This window comes from Pseudomonas sp. 58 R 3 (assembly GCF_900006605.1).
In the GTDB taxonomy this organism is placed as follows: Bacteria; Pseudomonadota; Gammaproteobacteria; order Pseudomonadales; family Pseudomonadaceae; genus Aquipseudomonas; species Aquipseudomonas salomonii.
Window position 1 is genome coordinate 107466 of the sequence record NZ_CVTT01000081.1, and the last position, 21430, is coordinate 128895.

20 protein-coding genes are annotated in these 21430 nt (G+C 61.9%); 12 read left to right on the forward strand and 8 right to left on the reverse strand.

Annotation, left to right across the window (positions count from 1 at the left end):
- Positions 1–145 precede the first annotated feature (145 nt).
- From xylB to BFP92_RS25730, 3 genes are all read left to right on the forward strand, one after another.
- Positions 146–1627, forward strand: coding sequence for a xylulokinase (xylB, locus tag BFP92_RS25720; RefSeq protein WP_065931668.1), 1482 nt, complete (start codon positions 146–148; stop codon positions 1625–1627).
- A 12-nt stretch (positions 1628–1639) separates the two neighbouring features.
- Entirely contained in the window at positions 1640–2578 is a 939-nt protein-coding gene (locus BFP92_RS25725; protein ID WP_065931669.1) for a carbohydrate kinase family protein, read from the forward strand.
- A 100-nt stretch (positions 2579–2678) separates the two neighbouring features.
- Positions 2679–2939 carry a DUF2790 domain-containing protein gene (locus BFP92_RS25730; protein ID WP_065931670.1) on the forward strand — a complete coding sequence of 87 codons (261 nt, stop codon included), beginning with the start codon at positions 2679–2681 and terminating at the stop codon, positions 2937–2939.
- 87 nt (positions 2940–3026) lie between these two features.
- On the opposite strand, the gene BFP92_RS25735 is transcribed toward BFP92_RS25730, so the two are convergent.
- Positions 3027–3293: a DUF1652 domain-containing protein gene (locus tag BFP92_RS25735; RefSeq protein ID WP_065931671.1), complete on the reverse strand. Its 267-nt coding sequence runs from the start codon at positions 3291–3293 to the stop codon at positions 3027–3029.
- A gap of 224 nt (positions 3294–3517) precedes the next feature.
- Positions 3518–4540, reverse strand: a complete 1023-nt coding sequence (gene ilvA, locus BFP92_RS25740; RefSeq protein WP_083221807.1) for a threonine ammonia-lyase, biosynthetic — start codon at positions 4538–4540, stop codon at positions 3518–3520.
- 275 nt (positions 4541–4815) lie between these two features.
- Between ilvA and BFP92_RS25745 the strand changes: the two genes are divergently transcribed.
- Together BFP92_RS25745 and map are read left to right on the forward strand one after the other, a co-directional pair.
- Complete coding sequence (locus tag BFP92_RS25745; RefSeq protein ID WP_017135045.1) at positions 4816–5016, forward strand: ParD-like family protein; 201 nt, start codon at positions 4816–4818, stop codon at positions 5014–5016.
- A complete protein-coding gene (gene map / locus BFP92_RS25750) occupies positions 5016–5777 on the forward strand; it encodes a type I methionyl aminopeptidase (RefSeq protein ID WP_065931672.1) in 762 nt (253 codons plus the stop codon). The genes BFP92_RS25745 and map overlap by 1 nt, the downstream gene beginning before the upstream one ends.
- Before the next feature lie 88 nt (positions 5778–5865).
- On the opposite strand, the gene BFP92_RS25755 is transcribed toward map, so the two are convergent.
- A complete protein-coding gene (locus BFP92_RS25755) occupies positions 5866–7452 on the reverse strand; it encodes a RimK family protein (protein WP_065931673.1) in 1587 nt (528 codons plus the stop codon).
- A 94-nt stretch (positions 7453–7546) separates the two neighbouring features.
- On the opposite strand from BFP92_RS25755, the gene BFP92_RS25760 reads away from it, so the two are divergent.
- Positions 7547–8647 (forward strand): GNAT family N-acetyltransferase/peptidase C39 family protein, encoded by a 1101-nt coding sequence (locus BFP92_RS25760; protein ID WP_065931674.1) that lies wholly within the window; start codon positions 7547–7549, stop codon positions 8645–8647.
- Here BFP92_RS25760 and sfnG read toward each other — a convergent pair.
- A complete protein-coding gene (gene sfnG / locus BFP92_RS25765) occupies positions 8631–9716 on the reverse strand; it encodes a dimethylsulfone monooxygenase SfnG (RefSeq protein ID WP_065931675.1) in 1086 nt (361 codons plus the stop codon). The two genes, BFP92_RS25760 and sfnG, sit on opposite strands and share 17 nt — an antisense overlap.
- 266 nt (positions 9717–9982) lie before the next feature.
- Between sfnG and BFP92_RS25770 the strand changes: the two genes are divergently transcribed.
- A complete protein-coding gene (locus BFP92_RS25770) occupies positions 9983–11221 on the forward strand; it encodes an acyl-CoA dehydrogenase family protein (protein WP_065931676.1) in 1239 nt (412 codons plus the stop codon).
- Positions 11222–11348: 127 nt separating this feature from the next.
- Here BFP92_RS25770 and BFP92_RS25775 read toward each other — a convergent pair whose 3' ends face one another.
- A complete protein-coding gene (locus BFP92_RS25775; RefSeq protein ID WP_065931677.1) occupies positions 11349–12134 on the reverse strand; it encodes a sulfite exporter TauE/SafE family protein in 786 nt (261 codons plus the stop codon).
- Positions 12135–12216: 82 nt separating this feature from the next.
- A complete protein-coding gene (locus BFP92_RS25780) occupies positions 12217–12996 on the reverse strand; it encodes a class I SAM-dependent methyltransferase (protein WP_065931678.1) in 780 nt (259 codons plus the stop codon).
- 135 nt (positions 12997–13131) lie between these two features.
- Here BFP92_RS25780 and BFP92_RS25785 point away from each other — a divergent pair, with 135 nt between their 5' ends.
- The 3 genes from BFP92_RS25785 to BFP92_RS25795 all read left to right on the forward strand — a co-directional run bounded on the left by BFP92_RS25785 (position 13132) and on the right by BFP92_RS25795 (position 14913).
- On the forward strand, positions 13132–13653 hold the full coding sequence (locus BFP92_RS25785; RefSeq protein ID WP_065931679.1) for a DUF3455 domain-containing protein: 522 nt from the start codon (positions 13132–13134) through the stop codon (positions 13651–13653).
- A gap of 61 nt (positions 13654–13714) precedes the next feature.
- Positions 13715–14242 carry a sigma-70 family RNA polymerase sigma factor gene (locus tag BFP92_RS25790; protein WP_065931680.1) on the forward strand — a complete coding sequence of 176 codons (528 nt, stop codon included), beginning with the start codon at positions 13715–13717 and terminating at the stop codon, positions 14240–14242.
- A complete protein-coding gene (locus BFP92_RS25795; protein ID WP_065931681.1) occupies positions 14239–14913 on the forward strand; it encodes an anti-sigma factor in 675 nt (224 codons plus the stop codon). The genes BFP92_RS25790 and BFP92_RS25795 overlap by 4 nt, the downstream gene beginning before the upstream one ends.
- Here BFP92_RS25795 and BFP92_RS25800 read toward each other — a convergent pair whose 3' ends face one another.
- Positions 14914–16215 (reverse strand): ATP-binding protein, encoded by a 1302-nt coding sequence (locus BFP92_RS25800; RefSeq protein WP_065931682.1) that lies wholly within the window; start codon positions 16213–16215, stop codon positions 14914–14916.
- A gap of 3 nt (positions 16216–16218) precedes the next feature.
- Positions 16219–16920 carry a response regulator gene (locus BFP92_RS25805; protein ID WP_017135033.1) on the reverse strand — a complete coding sequence of 234 codons (702 nt, stop codon included), beginning with the start codon at positions 16918–16920 and terminating at the stop codon, positions 16219–16221.
- A gap of 171 nt (positions 16921–17091) precedes the next feature.
- Between BFP92_RS25805 and BFP92_RS25810 the strand changes: the two genes are divergently transcribed.
- Both BFP92_RS25810 and BFP92_RS25815 read left to right on the forward strand, forming a co-directional pair.
- The gene (locus BFP92_RS25810) at positions 17092–18246 is read left to right on the forward strand and encodes an efflux RND transporter periplasmic adaptor subunit (RefSeq protein WP_065931756.1); all 1155 of its coding nucleotides are present in this window, start codon (positions 17092–17094) and stop codon (positions 18244–18246) included.
- Positions 18247–18252: 6 nt separating this feature from the next.
- Complete coding sequence (locus BFP92_RS25815) at positions 18253–21351, forward strand: efflux RND transporter permease subunit (RefSeq protein ID WP_065931683.1); 3099 nt, start codon at positions 18253–18255, stop codon at positions 21349–21351.
- Positions 21352–21430 lie beyond the last annotated feature (79 nt).

Sequence of the window (21430 nt, forward strand, 5' to 3'; positions counted from 1 at the left end):
AACCGAATCAACCTGTGGGAGCGGGCTTGCTCGCGAATGCGGTGATTCAGTCGATACATCCCTAACTGACACACCGCATTCGCGAGCAAGCCCGCTCCCACACTTGAACGGGTTACCAAGCCAACAATATGCTGAGCAAATCCTCATGACCCAGCAAAACCTGTACCTCGGCATCGATTGCGGCACCCAGGGCACCAAAGCCATCGTCCTCGACGCGTCCAGCGGCAAGGTCCTGGGCCTGGGCGCCGCCGCGCATACATTGATCAGCGGCGCCAATGGCCGCCGCGAACAGCACACCCAGGAATGGCTGGACGCCTTTACCGAAGCCACCCACCGCGCCCTGCAACAGGCCGGTGTAGACGGCCAGGACATCCTCGGCATCGGCGTGTCCGGCCAGCAGCACGGTCTGGTGCTGCTGGACGAGCAAGGTGAAGTGCTGCGCCCGGCCAAACTCTGGTGCGACACCGAAACCGCGCCGGAGAACGCGCGCCTGCTGGCCTACCTGGGCGGCGAAAGCGGCTCGCTGGAACGTCTTGGCGTGGCCATTGCGCCGGGCTATACCGTGTCGAAACTGCTGTGGACCCGTGAACAACACCCGGACGTGTTCGCGCGCATCGCCCATATCCTGCTGCCCCACGATTACCTCAACTACTGGCTCACCGGCCGCGCCGTGGCGGAATACGGCGATGCGTCGGGCACCGGCTACTTCAACGTGCGCAGCCGTGAGTGGGACGTGGCGCTGCTTACGCACATCGACCCGAGCGGGCGCCTGGAAAAAGCCCTGCCGCAATTGATCGCGGCCGATCAAACTGTCGGCACCCTCCTGCCGGCCATCGCCGAACGCCTGGGGATCAACCCGAGTGCCAAGGTGTCCAGCGGCGGCGGCGACAACATGATGGGCGCCATCGGCACCGGCAATATCGCCCCCGGCGTGATCACCATGAGCCTGGGTTCGTCCGGCACCGTGTATGCCTTTGCCGATCAGCCGAATGTCAGCCCGCAAGCGTCGGTGGCGACCTTCTGTTCGTCCAGCGGTGGCTGGCTGCCGTTGATCTGCACCATGAACCTGACCAACGCCACCGGGGTGATTCGCGAGCTGTTCGACCTTGACCTGGCGACCTTCAACAGCCTGGTTGAGCAAGCGCCGATTGGCGCCGACGGCGTGAGCATGCTGCCGTTCCTCAACGGCGAACGCGTGCCCGCCCTGCCCCACGCCACCGGCAGCGTGCACGGGCTGACCATGACCAACCTGACCCGCGCCAACCTGTGTCGCGCGGTGGTCGAGGGCACCACCTTCGGCCTGCGCTACGGCCTCGACCTGCTGCGCCAGACCGGCCTGCAAAGCCACAGCATCCGCCTGATCGGCGGCGGCTCGAAAAGCCCGGTGTGGCGGCAGATGGTTGCCGATATCATGAACACCGAAGTGGTGTGTACCGAACAAAGCGAAGCCGCCGCCCTGGGCGCGGCAATCCAGGCGGTGTGGAGCCAGTCCGGCGAACCCCTGGCCAGCCTGTGCGACAAATGCGTCAGTGTCGACCCGAGCAGCCGCACGCTCCCGGTGGCGACCAATGTGAGTGCCTATCAACAGGCTTACGAGCGCTACCAGCAGCTCGTGGCAACCCTTTAAGAGCGAACGACTATGTATCTGGTGTGTGGCGAAGCGCTGTTTGATTTTTTCAGCGAGCAAGAGGCCAGCGGGCAGGCTTCCAGGGTCAATTACAAGGCCATTGCCGGTGGTTCACCGTTCAACGTGGCCGTGGGTTTGCGCCGCCTGGGCATTGAGTCGGCGCTGTTGGGTGGCGTGTCCGACGACTTCCTTGGCCAGCGCTTGCTGCAAGTGCTCAAGGACGAAGGCGTCAGCCGGCAGTTTCTGCTTGAGTTTGCCGCGCCGACTACCCTGGCAATGGTTGCCGTGGGCGCCAACGGCTCACCGCAGTACAGCTTTCGCGGCGAAGGCTGCGCAGATCGGCAATTGACCCTTGAGCATCTGCCGACGTTGGGCGATGAGATTCGTGGCCTGCATGTCGGCTCGTTTTCGCTGGTGGTGCAGCCGATTGGCGACACGCTGCTGAGCCTGGTCAAGCGCGAAAGCGGCAAGCGCCTGATCAGCCTGGACCCCAATGTGCGGCTCAACCCGCAGCCGGATATCCAGCTGTGGCGTGAGCGCGTGGCCGAGCTGGTCAAACATGCCGACCTGATCAAGGTCAGCGACGAAGACCTGCACCTGCTCTACCCCGACCAATCGCCCGAGAGCGTGCTGCAAGGCTGGTTGCAACACCGTTGCCAGTTGGTATTCCTCACCCGTGGGGGCGATGGCGCGACAGTCTTCAGCCGCCAGCACGGCAGTTGGTCGCAACCTGCGGTCAAGGTAGTGATGGCCGATACGGTAGGCGCCGGCGACACCTTCCAGGCCGCGTTGATTGCCTGGCTGACCGAGCAGCAGCTGGATTCGATTGACGGCCTGCAACAGCTGACGCGCGCGCAGATCGACAGCATGCTCGGCTTCGCCATCCGCGCCGCCGCGCTGACCTGCAGCAAGACCGGGCCGGACCTGCCGTATCGTCAGCAGTTGGGCTGAAGCCTGGGTTTCATGAAGGTTTTGTCAGCCAAGGCAAAATTAATCGATGGTTAATCCCGCAAGCCGAGAGTGAAATTGAACTCACTTGCGGAGCACCCTCATGAAACTGCGTACATGGTTATTCACCGGCACCTTGGCCCTTGCCGCGGTATCGGGCATGGCCCAAGCCGACACCGCGGCCAAGCCCGTGCCTTATCAATACGGCACGCCGTTGAACATCGACAAAGTGATCGCCATGCACGAGGAAGACACCGACGCGTGCAAGGTGATCAATGCCGATATCAAATTCGTGGACAAAGCCGGGAAAATCGAAGACGTGGGCTATCGAAAAATGTCCGAAGCCTGTGATTTCCAGAACTGATGCACACCGTATTGGGCCTGGCGACTACCAGGCCCACAGGTCATCGGTGACTGACTCTCAACCACTTGCACTCAACCACTTGGCTGACTAGTAGCCGCGCCCCGCCACTCTTTGCTGAGCAGGCGCCTGGGTGTGCTTGAGGTCTTCGCGCAACCCGCTGATCAGGTTGCAGATGGCTCGACTGCTGTCGAGTTTTTCTGCGTTGATACCTTTGACTTCCAAATCTACCCGGTCACGGTCGCGATCGTCATAGACCTTGATCGTCAACGAGGCGTCTTCGGCTTTGGTGCATTCACACCGCATGGGCAGGAAACTTCCTTCAATAATGCTGCGTAGTTCCAGTTCCGAAAGCATGGCCAACCTCTCCTTTCTTGAGACTGCCAACAGATTTTTTGTGTGTCCGGCAGGCGCAGGCCCGCCACGTCTTACCGACCTTGGCAGACGCTTACAGTCAATAAGCCTACTCGGCAAAATCCGTTCTTGTTGTAACTTTTCCTCATAAGCGCAACGACCCGTTATATAAGCCGGTTTGTGTAGCCGGCATCGTCGTCGAATCGCGCCGATTAAACGTTTATGCACTAAATTGCACTTTGCGCCGCGACTCTCTCTGCAACATGTCGCAAACTATCAAAGTTGATATTGGCCCCGGAATTCACCGCCACCAAGGTTTGCCCGTGCGTGCCGTTTTGGCTGACGTACTTGCGAATGCCCGCCACCGCCAGTGCGCCGGAAGGCTCGGTGATGGAGCGCGTATCGTCGTAGATCAGCTTGATGGCGCTGCACAGTTGGTCATTGCTGACGGTGATCACTTCATCGACCCAATCGCGGCAGATCTCAAAGCCATAGGCGCCGATCTGCGCCACGGCAGTGCCATCGGCAAACCCGTCGACACTGGGCAGCACCACCCGCTCACCGGCGCGCAAGGCCGCCAGCAGGCAACTCGAGCCCTCGGGTTCGACCCCGACGATGCGCACCTCGGGCCGCAGGTATTTGACATAGGCGGCAATCCCGGCGATCAGGCCGCCGCCGCCCACCGGTACGAAGATCGCGTGCAGCGGGCCTTGCTGTTGACGCAGTATTTCCATGGCCACAGTGCCTTGGCCGGCGATCACATCGGGGTCATCGAACGGCGAAACAAAGGTGCAACCCGACGCCTGGGCCAATTGCAGCGCATGGGCCAGGGCAAACGGGAAGCTTTCGCCCTGCAACACCGCTTCGGCGCCACGGGAGCGCACGCCCAGCACCTTCAACTCCGGCGTGCTGCACGGCATGACGATTCGGGCCTTGATCCCCAATTCCCGCGCTGCCAACGCCACGCCCTGCGCATGATTACCGGCCGATGCCGTCACCACGCCTCGGGCTTTCTGCTCAGGCGTCAGTTGCATCAGCTTGTTGTAGGCGCCACGGATTTTGAAAGAAAACGTCGGCTGCAAATCTTCCCGCTTGAGCAGCACCTGGTTGCCCAAAAGCGCCGATAGCGCAGGCGCCGGCTGCAAGGGCGTGCGCACTGCCACGTCGTAGACCGGGGCGGCGAGGATCTTTTTCACGTAGTGCTCAAGCAGCCCGGTATTGGCGGTTTGCGCGGCGCGGTGAGTACTCATGGGCGTCTCCTGGAATTGGTGTGCTGCCCAGGAGTCGGAAAAACAAAACCCGCCTCCAGGGCGGGTTTGGGTGCAGCCGTGTGCTATCCCGCCAAATGAGGAATGGCGGTAATAATAATGCTCGGCTGGCGGCGCAAGGCTTGAAATGTCATGCAACGAAATTAACCGCCGGTGGTTGGGCAAGTCAATGGCCTGTCGCCATTTAGCCGGTTGGGGTTTACGCGCGATATACGAAACGTATACGCTTTGTATATCAATCCAACACAGTGAACCCCATGGGCATCGTCAAGATCACCGACCAACTGCACGAACAGCTACGCCTGGCCAGCGCGGCCATGGACCGCTCCATCAACGCCCAGGCCGAGTTCTGGATCAAGATCGGCCTGCTGGCCGAACTCAACCCGCACCTGCCCTACAACGAGCTGATCAACAAGCTGTTGCTGGACAAACCCGACCTGATCCGAGGGCGCGGCTGATGATCAAGACCCCCGCACAACTGGCGGTGATGCGCGAATCCGGGCGCCTGCTGGCCAAGGTATTCAGCATGCTCGACGGTTTTGTCGCTGCCGGGCGCTCGACTCTGGAGCTGGACAGCGCCGTCGAGGCCTTCATCCGCAACGACCTCAACGCCCGCCCGGCGAGCCTTGGGCAATACGACTACCCCTTTTGCATCAACACCTCGATCAACGAAGTGGTGTGCCATGGCATGCCCAGCGCCAAGGAGGTGTTGAAAGACGGCGACATCATCAACATCGACATCACCCTGGAACAAGGCGGCTTTATCGCTGACTCCAGCAAGATGTACATGATCGGCAACGTGGCGCCCAAGGCCCGGCGCCTGGTAGAACAGACCTTCGAAGCCATGTGGGCCGGCATTCGCCAGGTTCGCCCCGGCGCCCGCCTGGGCGATATCGGCCATGCGATCCAGAGCCATGCGCAAGCCAACGGCTACAGCGTCGTGCGTGAGTATTGCGGCCACGGCATCGGCCGGCAGATGCACGAGGAACCCCAAGTGCTGCACTTCGGCCGCCCCGGCACCGGCCTGGAACTGCGCGAAGGCATGGTGTTTACCATCGAGCCGATGCTCAACCAGGGCAGCGCCAAGGTGCGCGACCTCAAGGATGGCTGGACAGTGGTGACCAGGGACAACAGCCTGTCGGCGCAGTGGGAACACACCGTGGCGGTGACGGCGGACGGCTTTGAAGTGCTGACACTGCAACCGCACACCGACGCATAAGCTGTGGGCGCTGGCTTGCCTGCGAGGGCGTCCTCAAGATTGCTATCGCAGGCAAGCCAGCTCCCACAGGTTGTTCATGCTGTTTGCATCACCAGCCCTGGCCCTGGCGTTTCAACTCCAGGCGCCGTACGAACTCCTCCAGCACCAGCGCATACAGGTCGTCTTGCAGGTAGGCATCTTCGATACCGGCGTCCATGTTCGGGTTGTCGTTGACCTCGATCACCACCACTTTGTCGCCGGACTGTTTGAGGTCGACGCCATAAAGGCCGTCGCCGATCAGGTTGGCGGTCTTCACCGCCAGTTCCACCACCGCCTTGGGTGCTTCGTGGACCGCCAGGGTGCGGCATTCGCCGTTGATGTCCTGGCCGATGGCCTTGTGGTTATAAATCTGCCAATGGCCCTTGGACATGAAGTACTGACAGGCAAAGATCGGCTTGCGGTTGAGCACGCCAATGCGCCAGTCGTACTCGGTGTAGAAAAACTCCTGGGCCAGCAACAGCACCGAATGTTCGAACAACTCGGCGGTAGCCTTGAGCAGGGCCTCCTGGCTTTCCACCTTGATCACGCCGCGCGAGAAGCAACCGTCGGGGATCTTCAACACCAACGGGAAGCCCAGGCGCTCGCCCACCCGTTCGAAGTCTTCCGGTCGCTCCTTGTAGAGAATCTCGGTGGCGGGCATGCCCAGTTGATGGCTGTTGAGCAGGTCAGTGAGGTAGACCTTGTTGGTACAGCGCAGGATCGATGCCGGGTCATCCATGACCACCAGACCTTCGCTTTCGGCTTTTTTGGCGAAGCGGTAAGTGTGGTTGTCGACACTGGTGGTCTCGCGGATCAGCAAGGCGTCGTACTCGGCCAGGCGTGAATAATCCTTGCGCTCGATCAGCTCCACATCGATGCCCAGGCCCTTGCCGACCCGCACAAAGTTGTCCAGGGCGCGGGCATTGGACGGCGGCAGTTGTTCCTGCGGGTCGTGAAGAATCGCCAGGTCATACCGTGCCAAACGGCGTGAGCGCGGCTGGCGCCAGATCTTGCGGCTGAAGTTGTCGAGGGCGTGGGCGAACTGGTCTTCCTGGTCATCGCGCAACTTGTGCAATACCCCGGACTTGACCCCGTCGATATGCCAGCCGTTGTGTCTGCGAAACTCAACTAACAAGATCGGGCACGGGAAGGTTTCAAATAACTGGCGGGCCAACTCTTGCAGCGGTTCTATATTGGTTCGACCAAAATAAAGTGTCAGGGTAAAACCTTCGGTATTGCTGTAAAGGTGATGACTCAGGGCTTTATCGAGGGTTTTATCCAGGTCGTCCAGTGCCAAGCCATACAGCGACTTTTTAGTCAATTCACTGATGGTGCGCACCGACGGAATCACCTTGTGCCCACGCGCTTCGGCCAGCAACGAGCAGTAGTAGCCGTGCCCAAGGTACTTGTAGCTGCGGCACAGGTTGATGACCTGCACACGCTTGCCCGTCTCGCTTTCACGGGTTTGCTCAAGGTATTCCTGGGCCGTCACGATGTCTTCACTGGGAAAGTAGGAGGCCCAATCTTCCTTGCGTTCGACAATGATCACCACTTGACTGGACCCTTTGCTCGCGACCGATAAATAACCGCTGGAAGTTATTGTCGCCGCGACGTTTTGCTCGGATACTTCACGCCAATGACCTTGTACCGCTGACATAATATTTGATCCGCTTTAGAGAACTCGACCTTTTCTATTAAGCACGATCTTTTAGAGAAGTCCCGTTTCGTTACGCAACTTTTACGGCGGTCATATGGCTCTTTCCTTTCGCGTTGCAATACCCGCTGACGTGCCCGAATTGGTCGCGCTGGAACAGCACTGTTTCACCACCGACCGGCTCTCATCGCGCAGTTTCCAGTGGATGATCAGCCGTGCCCATGGCCAGTTACTGGTGGCGGAAAACGACGCGCAATTGCTCGGTTATGCACTGGTGTTGTTCCACCGCGGCACCTCGCTGGCGCGCCTGTACTCCATCGCCATCGCCGAGCACGCACGCGGCATGGGTTTGGGCAAGCGGTTGCTGACGCGCATCGAGGCCTGCGCCCTGGAACATGATTGCGCCTACCTGCGCCTGGAAGTGCGCACCGACAACCCCGGTGCCCTGGCGCTGTACGAGCGCAATGGCTATCGGCGCTTTGCGCTGATCAATGATTATTACGAAGATCACACCGCCGCCATTCGCCTGGAAAAACGCATTCTCCAGCACCAGGTCGCACGCCCCCAGAGCGTGCCGTATTACCAGCAGACCACCGACTTCACCTGTGGCGCCGCGTGCCTGCTGATGGCCATGGGCGCGTTGCTGCCGGGGCGCGGGGCCGGGCGGCGCGAAGAACTGCAGATCTGGCGTGAAGCCACCACCGTGTTCATGACCGCAGGCCACGGCGGCTGCAGCCCGCAAGGCTTGGCGTTGGCGGCCTGGCGCCGGGGGTTTCGGGTGCGTATGCAGGTGAATGTGCGCGGGCCGTTGTTTCTCGATGGCGTGCGCGACCCGCACAAAAAGGACGTGATGCGCTTGGTGCACGAAGCGTTTGAAGAGGAATTGGCCGGCAGCGACGTCGAACAGATACTCGGCGGCGCCCTGGATTTACCCCAGGTGTTGCAGGCCGGCGGGCAGCCGCTGGTGCTGATCAGCAGCTACCGCCTCACCCGTTCCAAATCGCCGCACTGGGTGATGGTCACCGACTGCGACGCAGAGTTCGTCTACCTGCACGACCCCGACGTGGATCACAGCCAGCATCGCCAGCCCCTGGACTGCCAGCATCTGCCGGTCAGCCATGGGGAGTTCGAGCGCATGTGTCGTTTTGGCAGCAAACAATTGCGCGCGGCGGTGGTGCTGTTCAAGCCACCTGCTTGACCCCGGCCTTGGCTTCCAGCTCGCGCACCAGCGGCAGGACGCGCTGGCCGAAGTATTCGACTTCTTCCTGAAAATGCAGGAAGCCGGCCAGTATCAGGTCCACGCCCACAGCCTTGAGCGCAACAATGCGCTCGGCGATCTGCTGCGGCGTGCCGATCAGGTTGGTCTTGAAGCCGTCGTTGTATTGCACCAGGTCTTCAAAGCTGGACTTGGCCCAGTTGCCCTCGCCTTCCGGTGAGGCCTTGCCCGCCTGTTTGGCCGCGTCGCCAAACGCATTCACCGCCTCGGGGTCGGCCTTGTCGATGATTTCGGCGAGCACGGCGCGGGCTTCTTCTTCGGTGTCGCGGGCGATCACAAAGGCGTTTACACCGACTTTCACCGAATGATTATTGGCCGCGGCCTTAATGCGGATGTCGTCAACCTGGGCCTTGATGCCTTCGGGCGTGTTGCCGTTGGTGAAGTACCAGTCCGACACGCGTGCCGCCATGTCCCGCGCCGCCCGTGAGCTGCCGCCCTGGAACACTTCCGGCTGGCCGAGTGGCTTGGGTTTGAGGCTGTAATTGTTGAAGCGGTAGAAGTCACCCTTGAAAGTGAAATCGTCCTGGCTCCAGATGCCTTTGAGGGCGCGGATAAACTCCTCGGAGCGACGATAACGTTCGTCGTGTTCCAGCCAGGGTTCGCCGATGGCCTGGAATTCGCCCTTGAACCAGCCACTGACGATATTCACCGCAATGCGCCCGTTGGTGAGCTGGTCGATGGTCGCCAGTTGCTTGGCTGCCAACGCCGGCTGCCAAGGGCCAGGCAGGATCGCCGCGATCACCTTGAGCGTGGTGGTCGCCGCCAGCAACGCATGGCTGAACGCGACGGACTCATGCTGGTTGTCGGCGCCGTAACCGGCGGTGAAGCGAATTTGCGTCAGGCCATAGTCGAAGCCGGCCGCCTCGGCCAACTGCGCGAGCTTGCGGTTGTAGTCGATGCCCCAGTGAGTGCGCTGTTCGATCTTGCTGACCACCAGCCCACCGCTGACGTTGGGCACCCAATAGGCAAATTTCACGGCTTGCTGACTCATCTGGCAGTACCTCGCACGAAAGGATGTAACCAAGCTTGAGCAGCAAGCGTGCCAGACATGATCAAAGCTCCGGCCCATGGGCGTTGTGGCGCATATCGTAGTGGTTTTTGCCAAGCCGGCGAATGTCGCGCAGGGCCTTGATTTGTCGATTTACTGTTGCTGGGCCAACAGCAGTTTGGATCCACCCCCAGCAAATACGGGCTGCGCCGCCCGGCACGGAGTGTGCAATCGACTCAGCATTGATCACTGCCCAGGAGCCGTACCCCATGACCGAACAACACGTCATCAACCCGCTGTCCATCGGCGTCGATTACCCCACACTTGCCGCGCGCTTTCGGCCGATCTTCCAGCGCATCGCCGAAGGTGCCGTGGCGCGTGAACAGGCGCGCGCCCTGCCCTACGAGCCGATTGAGTGGCTCAAACACGCAGGGTTCGGCGCGGTGCGGGTGCCGGTGGAATACGGCGGCGGCGGCGCGTCCCTGCCGCAATTGTTTGAGCTGCTGATCGAACTGGCGGCGGCCGACTCCAATGTGCCCCAGGCGTTGCGCGGGCACTTCGCCTTTGCCGAGGACCGCCTGAACGCGCCACCCGGCGCGGGTCGCGACCTGTGGTTCAAGCGTTTTGTCGACGGCGATATCGTCGGGTGCGCCTGGACCGAAATCGGTAACGTGGCGATCGGCGATGTGGTCACTCAAGTCAGCCCGGATGGCGACAACTGGAAGCTCAACGGCGAAAAGTTCTACAGCACCGGCAGCCTTTTCTCCGATTGGATCGACGTGTACGCCCAGCGCAGCGACACCGGCGCCGACGTGATCGCCGCCACCCGCACGCGCCAGCCTGGCGTGGTGCAACGTGATGACTGGGACGGGTTCGGCCAGCGCACCACGGGCAGCGGCACCACGCGGTTTACCGATGCGGTGGTTGAGGCCGACAACGTGATCGACTTTGCCACGCGCTTCAAATACCAGACCGCGTTTTACCAATTGGTACTGCTGGCGAGCCTGGCCGGCATCGGCCGTGCCGCGCTCAACGACGTGGCGCAGCAGGTGCGCAACCGCAAACGCATCTACAGCCATGGCAATGCCGCGCATGTCAGCCAGGACGCACAGATTCAGCAAGTGGTGGGTGAAGTGGCCGCCCTGGTGTATGCCGCCGAGGCCAGTGCGTTGAAAGCTGCAGTGCCGGCGCAGCGGGCTTACCTGGCACGATTTGCCGGGGATGCGGTGGCTGAGCGTGCGGCGAACGTGGCTGCCGAGATTGAATCGGCGACAGCGCAGGTGGTGGTGTCGGAGCTGATTCAGCGGGCTACCAGTGAGCTGTTCAATGCGCTGGGGGCGTCGGATGTACGCCAGGGTAAAGCGCTGGATCGCCATTGGCGCAATGCGCGGACTGTGTCGTCGCATAACCCGGTGATCTACAAGGCGCGGATTGTGGGGGATTGGGTGATCAATGGGACCGAGCCGCCGTTTGTATGGCAGATCGGGAATGGGCCTGGCAAAGCGTAATTGATCGTTCCCACGCTCTGCGTGGGCATGCATCCTGTGACGCTCCGCGTCACGGCTTCAACAGCGGGACGCAGAGCGTCCGGGGTGGCATTCCCACGCAGAGCGTGGGAACGATCCTGTGTGCCGCTTAGAACGCGAGCTTATACCCAATGGTCATCAACATAATCGCCAGACACGGTCGCAACACGCCGTCCGGGACTTTGCCGGTCATGTGGCTGCCCAGGTAAATCCCCGGCAACGACCCCATCAGCAAAAAGCCCAGCAGGTGCCAGTCCATATTGCCCATGCTGGCATGCCCCAGGCCCGCCACCAGGGTCAGCGGCACGGCGTGGGCGATCTCGGTGCCGACCAACCGCCGCGTGGCCAGGAACGGATACAAGATAAACAATGCCACAGTCCCGAGGGCGCCGGCACCGATAGAGGTCAACGCCACCATGGTGCCCAGGACCGCCCCGGTGACCACCGTGAGCGCATTCAGGTTACGCGGGCTCATGTGATAATCATCACCGGCATGCCGCTGAGCAAACGCCAACAGGCTTTTCTTGAACAGAATCGCCAGTGCCGTCAGCAGCAGCACAAAACCCAGCGCCTGCTTGATCACCGCATTCATCGCGCTCGGATCAGTGTGCAGGCTGGCCAGGAACCACAGGGTCAGCAACACCGCCGGCACACTGCCCAACGTCAGCCAGCCAGTGATGGTCCAGTCGATGTTCCGGTTTTTGCTGTGCACCAGCACGCCACCGGACTTGGTGATGGCGGCATACAGCAAGTCAGTGCCCACGGCGGTGGCCGGGTTGATCCCGAACCACAACAGGATCGGCGTCATCAAAGAGCCCCCGCCGACCCCGGTCATGCCGACGATAAAACCAACGATCAGGCCAGCGACTACAAAACCAATATTGCCTACATCCATTACAACTACCCGCGGCCTTATAAAATTCTGGCCGCAGGATAGCGATTTTTCTTATAACGACTTATACCAATATGATCTGACTTTATGCTTTTTCTGTCAGACGATGGCAGACATACGCCTGGGTCTGATACGGGAACGCCACAGTGTCACGCCCACGCAGTGCCGGGTGCGTGTCGATCAGCTGGCGCAATTGCTCGGTCACCGTGGCCTTTTGCGCGGCGGGTAGCGCCGCGATGAAGCTTACCGACAGGAAGCGATCCATGATCACTTCCTGAGGGCTGCCCACATGCTGATAGGCAAAACAGCTCATTTGCGGCGCGGAAAAATACTCACCCGTGAAGGCTTCGCGCCAACGCCCTGTATGAAAACGCGGGGTGTCACCTTCATAGGGCGTAATGATTTCGGTGATGGCCGCAACCCAATCTACCGACTCATCGCGCACATTCCACACCAGCCCCAGGCGCCCGTCGGGCTTGAGCACGCGGTGGATCTCGGCCAGTGCGGCCTCGGTTGCGAACCAGTGGAAGGCTTGCGCACACACCAACGCATCGGCGCTGGCATCCGGCAACGGTATGGCTTCAGCGGTGCCGCTGAGCAGGCGCACATCCGGCAACAGTTTGCTCAGTTGCGCGCCCATGGCCTCGACCGGTTCGACGGCAATCAGGCTGGGCGCCAGGGTACTGAGCAAACGGGTGAATTTGCCGGTGCCGGCGCCCAGGTCGATCACGGTCGACTGTGCATTGATCAGCAGCGTGTTGGTCAACCAGCCGGTGAGTTGGCGGGGATAATCCGGACGACCTTGGGCGTAGGTGGCGGCCTGGGTCGAAAAACCTTGTTGAGCAGACGTGTGAACACCAGTCATTGCGACGTTCTCCTCGGGGGCGGGCGCACAGTGTGCGCCCTCTGAGGTTTATTTTCTAACCCGTGCATCCAATCGGGCGTGTGGCGTGTAGTCCTTGCAGTCACCCCGCTGTTTTACTCAAATGGAGCACTACCCATGAACGCTAAAACACTGTTCTGCCTCGCGGCTGCACTCACCGTCGCGCCCGCGGCTTTCGCCCAGACCGGTTTGCCGGACAACATCAAGGTGCCGGACGGGCACAAGATTGCGATGGAAACCACCGGGGTCGGCGAAATCACCTACGAATGCCGTGACAAGGCCAACGCCGTCGGCCAGACCGAATGGTTCTTTGTCGGCCCCAAAGCCGTGTTGAATGACCGCAGCGGCAAGCCAGTGGGCAGCTACTTCGGCCCGCCTGCCACCTGGCAAGCCCAGGACGGCTCGAAAATCACCGGCACTCAATTGGCGGTAGCGCCTTCCAGTGCAGGCAACCTGCCCTATCAACTGGTCAAGGCCAACCCGGCCGAAGGTAAAGGTGCCATGAGTGGTGTCAGTTACATCCAGCGGGTCGCGCTCAAAGGCGGCGTGGCGCCAAGCAGCGAATGCACGGCGGCGAACAAAGGCCAGCAGGCCGTGGTGCAGTACCAGGCCGACTACATCTTCTGGGCGGCCAACTGAGCAAACTCGGCTACGCTGCCTGTGGCGAGTGCGCTCGCCACAGGACCCAGCCTTTTTAAGGATGCCGTGTTTGTTTGATTATCAAGCGTGCCTGGCGGCATGTGCCCGTGGCGACCCACGCGCCTTGCGCCAACTCTATGCCGAGGACAGCAGCCGGTTGCTCGGCGTGGCGTTGCGCATCGTGCGCGACAAAGCCCTGGCCGAAGATGTCGTGCACGACGCGTTTATCAAGGTCTGGCGCGGCGCCGGCAGTTTCGACCCAAGCCGTGGCTCGGCGCGGGGCTGGGTGTTCAGCATCACCCGGCACCTGGCACTCAATGCCGTGCGCAATCACGCCCGGGAGGTGGCCTTGGGCGAAGAACACGAGCAGCTCGCCGCCGCCCATGACAGCTTCGAATTCAGCGCCCGAGAAGGTCAGGTGTACCGCTGCCTGGAACAACTCGACCCAACCCGTCGCGCGTGCATTCTTCACGCCTATGTCGACGGCTTTTCCCACAGCGAAATCGCCCGGAAACTGGACACGCCCCTGGGCACCGTCAAAGCCTGGATCAAACGGAGCCTCGTCGCGCTGCGCGAGTGCATGGCATGAGCAACCCACTGGATGAACTCGCCAGCGAATACGTGCTGGGCGCCCTGCCCGCCGAGCAACGCGCCGAGGTCGAACAACGCTTGAAACATGACCTCGAATTACGTGCGGCGGTGGATGCCTGGGAGCAGCGCCTGTTGCCGCTGACCGCCTTGGCCGAACCCGTGCCGCCGTCCGCGCAGCTGTGGCGGCGCATCGAACTCAGCACGGCCGATCAGCCAGCCGGCGTGCCGTGGTGGAACCTGCTGGCGCTCTGGCGTGGGTTGGCCGGCGCAGGCCTGGTGACCACACTGCTGTTGGCCGCGCTGTTACTGAGCCGCCCGCCCGTGGCAGAACCAACCTTTGTGGTGGTGCTGGTCGCGCCACAGAGCCAGGCACCCGGCTGGGTGATACAGGCCAGCCATGATCAGCAGATCCAACTGATTCCGTTGGGGGTGATGGAGGTACCGAGCGACAAAGCCCTGCAATTCTGGACCAAGGGCGATGGCTGGCAGGCTCCGGTTTCGTTGGGGCTGGTCAAGCCTGGGCAAACCTTGTCGGTGCCGCTGAACAAACTGCCGCCGCTCACACCTGACCAACTGTTCGAGCTGACCCTGGAAGACCCTCGCGGTTCACCGACCGGCAAGCCGACCGGGCCGATCCAGGCCATCGGCCGCGCGGTCAAAGTGCTTTGATCAGCTGGAGCTGGGCAACCACACCCTGAATTGCGCCCCGCCCAGAGGCGAGGCCAGGGCCGTCAAGGTGCCGCCCTGGGCTTCCATGGCGCGCCGGCTGATCGCCAGGCCAAGGCCGAAACCGCCCGTGCCGCGGTCACGGCTGCGGTCGAGGCGATAAAAGGGTTCGAAGATACGCTCGCGCTGCTCCACAGGAATGCCGATGCCGTCATCGTCCACGCAGATTTCACAGCCGTCGGCACACACCTTGACCCCCACCTGGATGCGCCTGTCGCAATAGCGCGTGGCATTGCGCAACAGGTTCTGCAACGCCCGGGCCGTGAGGCGCGGGTCGAGGCTGAAACGCTCCACCGCGCAGTCGAGCGCCACATCGATGACGATCTCGGGGTTTTCCAGTTCGTCATCGACGCTGCCCAGCACGCTGTCGATAAACTCATCGAGCACCACGTCGACCCGCTCCGGCAACTGCGCCGGGTTTTGCAGGCGGCTGTAGGAGAGCAATTCCAGCACCAGCTCGTCCAGTTCGCGAATATGCGCCACCAGGCTTTGCAGGCGCTCGCGGCTGGCCTGGGGCAAGTCTTCGGACAGTGCCAGGGCCAGGCCGAAGTCCAGGCGCGTCAGCGGCGTGCGCAGTTCATGGGACACTGCGTTGAGCAAGTCGCGCTGCTGGTTGAGCAGGCGTTCGATATCGTCGGCCATGGTGTCGAACACCGACGCCAGGCTGCCGATGTTGGAGCTGGCGGGAATCTGCGTGCGCTCACTGAGGTTGCCCCGGCCCAATTGCGCGGCGGTGCTTTTCAGGCGCTCCAGGTCACGCCAGTGCGGGCGCAGCCAGAACAGCAGGCAAGCGAGCAAGGCCGCGCCGATCAGTACGTTCATCGACCAATACAACAGGTTCATGTCCAGCGGGTCCGGCGGGATGCTCAGTTTCACCGCAAACTGCTGGTTGATCGGCGAGCTGATGTCTTCCATCCAGCCCCACTCGCCCAGGCGGATCACCGGCTTGCCGTGCTCGAGCAGTTGCTCTTCCTCGGGCGTATAGCTGGCGTCCTGGCGCAGCAGCAACTTGACTTGCAGCGGTGCGAAATCCCGGTTCAGTTGCTCGGTCACACGGGACCAACGCTCCACCGGCGCGCGCAGATACTGCTTGACGATAAGCTTTTGCAGGCCACGGGTCTGCTCGATGTTGTAGTCCATGTAGCGGTGTTCAAACAGCTGGATCACCAACTTGGGTATCAGAAAGATCGCGGCACTGAAGGTAATGATGGTGACCAGGTAGAGGCGCAGCAGTACACGAAACATGGATCAGCATTCCCACTCGGAACGGCTGAACAGGTAGCCCTTGCCCCACACGGTCTTGATCTTGCGCGCCTCGCCTGCGTGGTCATCGAACTTGCGCCGCAGCTTGGAAATGGCCACGTCCACCGAGCGGTCGGTGCCGTTGAACTCGATACCGCGCAGGCGTTGCAGGATCTGGTCGCGGCTGAGCACTTCACCGGCATGCCGAGCCAGTACCACCAGCAGGTTGTACTCACCGCTGGACAACTCCACCGCCTGCTCGCGCCAGGTCACGGTGCGTTCCGACAGGTCGATGCACAGGTTGCCCATGACGATCTGGTCATTGGCCACCTGCGGTTCGGACAAACTGCTGCGGCGCAGCAAGGTGCGTACACGGGCGAGCAGCACGCGTGGCTCGCAGGGCTTGGTGACGTAGTCGTCGGCGCCCATCTCCAGGCCCAGCACCTGATCGTGGCTGTCATCGCGGGCGGTGAGCATCAGAATCGGCAGGCCCGCCGAGTCGGCGCGCAGCAGGCGGCACACCTGCAAGCCGTCGAGGCCGGGCAGCATCAGGTCGAGGATCACCAGGTCCGGTGGGTTGAGCCGCGCCCGTTCGCGCACATGGTCGCCACGGCTGAGCACGTTGACGTGGTAGCCATTGCGTTCCAGGTAGCTGGCAATCAGCTCGGAGAGTGCGGCGTCGTCTTCCACCAGGAGGATATTGGGCATGGTGTTTCCAAATAATACTGTTTGTTGGTGTGTTGCAGGATTGTGCAAGGATATACGCCCCCGTCGCGCAGCGCGCCGCACCTTACACTTCTTCACACACGGCCTACACAGCTTCACAGCACCACGGCGCAGGTGTCTTTAGGATGCGCCAGTCAATATTGGGATATGAGCATGTCGAAGAATCTGTTTGCGCCGTTTTGCCTGCTGGCCCTGACGCTGGCCCTGAGCGGCTGTGGCCAGTCGGCCGATGAAGCGCCAGAGACGCCACTGGCCAAAGTGCGCATCGAAACCCTGCAAGCCAAGCCCCTGTCGATCACCAGCGAATTGAGCGGGCGTATCGCCGCGCCGCGCATTGCCGAAGTGCGCGCACGGGTCGCCGGCGTGGTCATGCAGCGGGTGTTCAAGGAAGGCCACGACGTCAAACAGGGTGATGTGCTGTTTCGCATCGACCCCGCGCCGTTCAAGGCCGACCTGGACAGCGCCCAGGCCAACCTGAGCAAGGCCGAGGCCAACGCGTTCCAGGCCCGTCTGCAAGAGCAGCGTTACAGCCAGTTGGTCGAAGGCAACGCCATCAGCGGCCAGGACTACGACAATGCCCGCGCCAACCTGCGCCAGACCAACGCCGAAGTCGCTGCCAACAAGGCCGCGGTCGAACGTGCCCGGTTGAACCTGGGCTACGCCACCGTCACCGCGCCGATTTCCGGGCGTATCGGGCGTGCGCTGGTGACCGAAGGTGCGCTGGTCGGTCAGAACGAGGCCACGCCGCTGGCGATCATCCAGCAACTGGACCCGATCCACGCCGACCTCACCCAGTCGACCCGCGAACTCAATGACCTGCGCCGCGCCTTTCGCGCCGGCAGCTTGAAGCAGGTCGGCCAGGACCAGGCCAAGGCCACGCTGATCCAGGACGACGGCAGCCTGTACCCGTTGCCGGGCAAGCTGTTGTTTGCCGAAATCAGCGTCGACCCAGGCACCGGGCAGATCATCCTGCGCAGCGAGTTCCCCAACCCGGACCTCGACCTGTTACCGGGCAGCTTTGTGCGTGTGCGCCTTGAACAGGCCGTGGACAAGCAAGGTATCAGCGTGCCGCAACGCGCCATCACCCGTGACAGCGCCGGCATCCCGATGGTGCTGCTGTTGGACGCCGAGCAAACCGTCAGCCAGCAGCCGGTGGAACTGGGTGCGGTGATTGAGGACCGCTGGATCGTCAGCAGCGGCCTCAAGCCCGGTGACCGCATCGTCGTCGAAGGCCTGCAACACGCGCGCCCCGGTGAAAAAGTCGAGGTGGACGACAGCCCCGCCTCCGGCCAGCCAGTCAAGGAATAACCCGCCATGCCGCAGTTTTTTATTGACCGCCCGATTTTCGCCTGGGTGGTGGCCCTGTTTATCCTGCTGGCCGGCGCGCTCGCCATCCCGCAGTTGCCGGTGGCCCAGTACCCCAACGTCGCACCGCCGAAGGTGGAGATCTACGCGGTGTACCCAGGCGCGTCGGCCCAGACCCTGGATGAAAGCGTGGTCAGCCTGATCGAGCAGGAGCTTAACGGCGCCGATCACCTGCTGTACTTCGAATCCCAAAGCAGCCTGGGTTCGGCCACCATTACCGCAACCTTCCAGCCGGGCACCAACCCGGAAATGGCCCAGGTGGATGTGCAAAACCGCCTGAAAGCGGTGGAGCCGCGCTTGCCGCAAGCCGTGACCCAGCAAGGTTTGCAGGTGGAGAAAGTCTCCGCCGGCTTCCTGCTGCTGGTGACCCTGACCTCCAATGACGGCAAGCTCGACGACGTAGCGCTCAGCGATTACCTGGCGCGCAACGTGATGAACGAACTCAAGCGCCTGGACGGCGTGGGCAAGGCCCAGCTGTACGGCGCCGAACGCGCCATGCGCATCTGGATCGACCCGCAGAAGCTGATCGGCTTCAACCTGACGCCGGCTGACGTGAACGCCGCGATCAGCGCGCAGAACGCCCAGGTCTCGGCGGGCAGCATTGGGGATTTGCCGGGCACCAAGACCCAGGAAATCACCGCCGCAATCCTGGTCAAGGGCCAGTTGTCGACCCCGGCGGAATTTGCCGACATCGTGCTCAAGGCCAACCCCGACGGCTCCACCGTGCGCATCGGCGATGTGGCGCGGGTGGAAGTCGGCAGCCAGGAATACCAGTTCTCCACGCGCCTGAACGGCAAGCCGTCGACCGCCGTCAGTGTGCAACTGTCGCCCGGCGCCAACGCGCTGAACACCGCGACCCTGGTGCGGGCGAAAATGGACGAGCTGTCGCGCTACTTCCCGGCCAACGTGGAGTACAAGATCCCTTACGACACGTCGCCGTTCGTCAAAGTCTCGATCACCAAGGTGGTCTACACCTTGCTGGAGGCGATGGCGCTGGTGTTTGCGGTGATGTTCCTGTTCCTGCAGAACGTGCGCTACACCCTGATCCCCACGCTGGTGGTGCCGATTGCACTGATGGGCACTTTCGCCACCATGCTGTTGCTGGGTTTCTCGATCAACGTGCTGACCATGTTCGGCATGGTGCTGGCGATCGGCATCCTGGTGGACGATGCGATTGTGGTGGTCGAAAACGTCGAGCGCATCATGGCCACCGAGGGCCTGTCGCCCAAGGACGCGACGAAAAAAGCCATGGGCCAGATCACCGGCGCCATCGTCGGTATCACGTTGGTGCTGGTGGCGGTGTTTCTGCCGATGGCGTTCATGCCGGGGTCGGTGGGTGTGATCTACCAGCAGTTCTCGCTGTCGATGGCCACTTCGATCCTGTTCTCGGCGTTCCTGGCCCTGACCTTGACGCCGGCACTGTGCGCCACCTTGCTCAGGCCGATTGCCAAGGGCGAGCACCATGCCAAGGGTGGTTTTTTCGGCTGGTTCAACACGCGTTTTGAGCGCCTCACCGACCGCTATGAAGGCTGGGTGGCTTATGCCCTCAAGCGCAGCGGCCGCTACCTGCTGATCTATCTGGTGCTGCTGGTGGGCCTGGGGTGGATGTTCAGTCGCCTGCCCTCCTCGTTCCTGCCGGTGGAAGACCAGGGTTACACCATTACCGATATCCAGCTGCCACCGGGCGCGAGCAAGAACCGCACGGTGCAGGTGGCCGAGCAGATTGAGGCGCACAATGCCGGCGAACCCGGGGTGGGCGATACCACCATGATTATGGGCTTCAGTTTCTCCGGTTCCGGGCAGAACGCGGCGCTGGCCTTTACCACGCTCAAGGATTGGTCGCAGCGCAGCAGCGAAGATTCGGCCTCGGCAATTGCCGAACGTGCCAACGAAGCGTTCAGCGAGTTTAAGGATGCGATTGCCTACGCGATCCTGCCGCCGCCGGTGGACGGCCTGGGCACTTCCAGCGGCTTCGAGTTCCGCTTGCAGGACCGTGGCGGCGTCGGCCATGCCGCGCTGATGCAGGCGCGCACCGAGTTATTGGCGGCCGCGGAAAAAAGCCCGATCCTGGCCAACGTGCGCGAAAGTGCCCTGGCCGAAGCACCGCAAGTGCAGTTGCAGGTGGATCGCAAGCAAGCCAACGCCCTGGGCGTTTCGTTTGCCGATGTGGGTAATGTGCTGTCCTCGGCCATCGGCTCGGCCTATGTCAACGACTTCCCCAACCAGGGCCGCATGCAGCGGGTGGTGGTGCAGGCCGAAGGCGACCAGCGCAGCCAGGTGGCGGACCTGATGAAGATCAACGTGCGCAATAACGCCGGCAAGATGGTGCCCTTGTCATCATTCGTTGAAGCCAGCTGGACCCAAGGCCCGGCGCAGCTGACGCGTTATAACGGCTACCCGGCAATTTCCATCAGCGGCGAAGCGGCGCCGGGGCACAGCACCGGTGAGGCCATGGAAGAAATCCAGCGCCTGGTCAGCCAACTGCCGGCCGGCCTGGGCCAGGAATGGACCGGGTTGTCGTTGCAGGAACGCTTGTCCGGCTCCCAGGCGCCGTTGCTGTTGGGCCTGTCGTTGCTGATCGTGTTCCTGTGCCTGGCGGCACTGTACGAAAGCTGGTCGATACCCACCTCGGTGTTGCTGGTGGTGCCGCTGGGTGTGCTTGGCGCCGTATTGGCGGTGGGCTTGCGTGGCATGCCCAATGACGTGTTCTTCAAGGTCGGCCTGATCACCATCATCGGTTTGTCGGCGAAGAACGCGATTCTGATTATCGAGTTTGCCAAGGACCTGGTTGACCAGGGTGAAGACTTGATCGACGCCACCCTGAAAGCCGCACGGCTGAGGTTGCGGCCGATCATCATGACCTCGCTGGCGTTTATTCTCGGCGTGGTGCCCTTGGCGATTGCCACCGGTGCCAGCTCGGCCAGCCAGCAGGCGATTGGTACAGGCGTGATCGGCGGGATGATCACTGCGACGCTGGCGGTGGTGTTTGTGCCGGTGTTTTTTGTGGTGGTGATGAAGCTGGTGCGCAGGCGCCACAAGACGGATTAACCCAGCCGAACTCGATCAAAATGTGGGAGCGGGCTTGCCCGCGATAGCAGTGTATCAAGATCAGATGTTTTGACTGGCA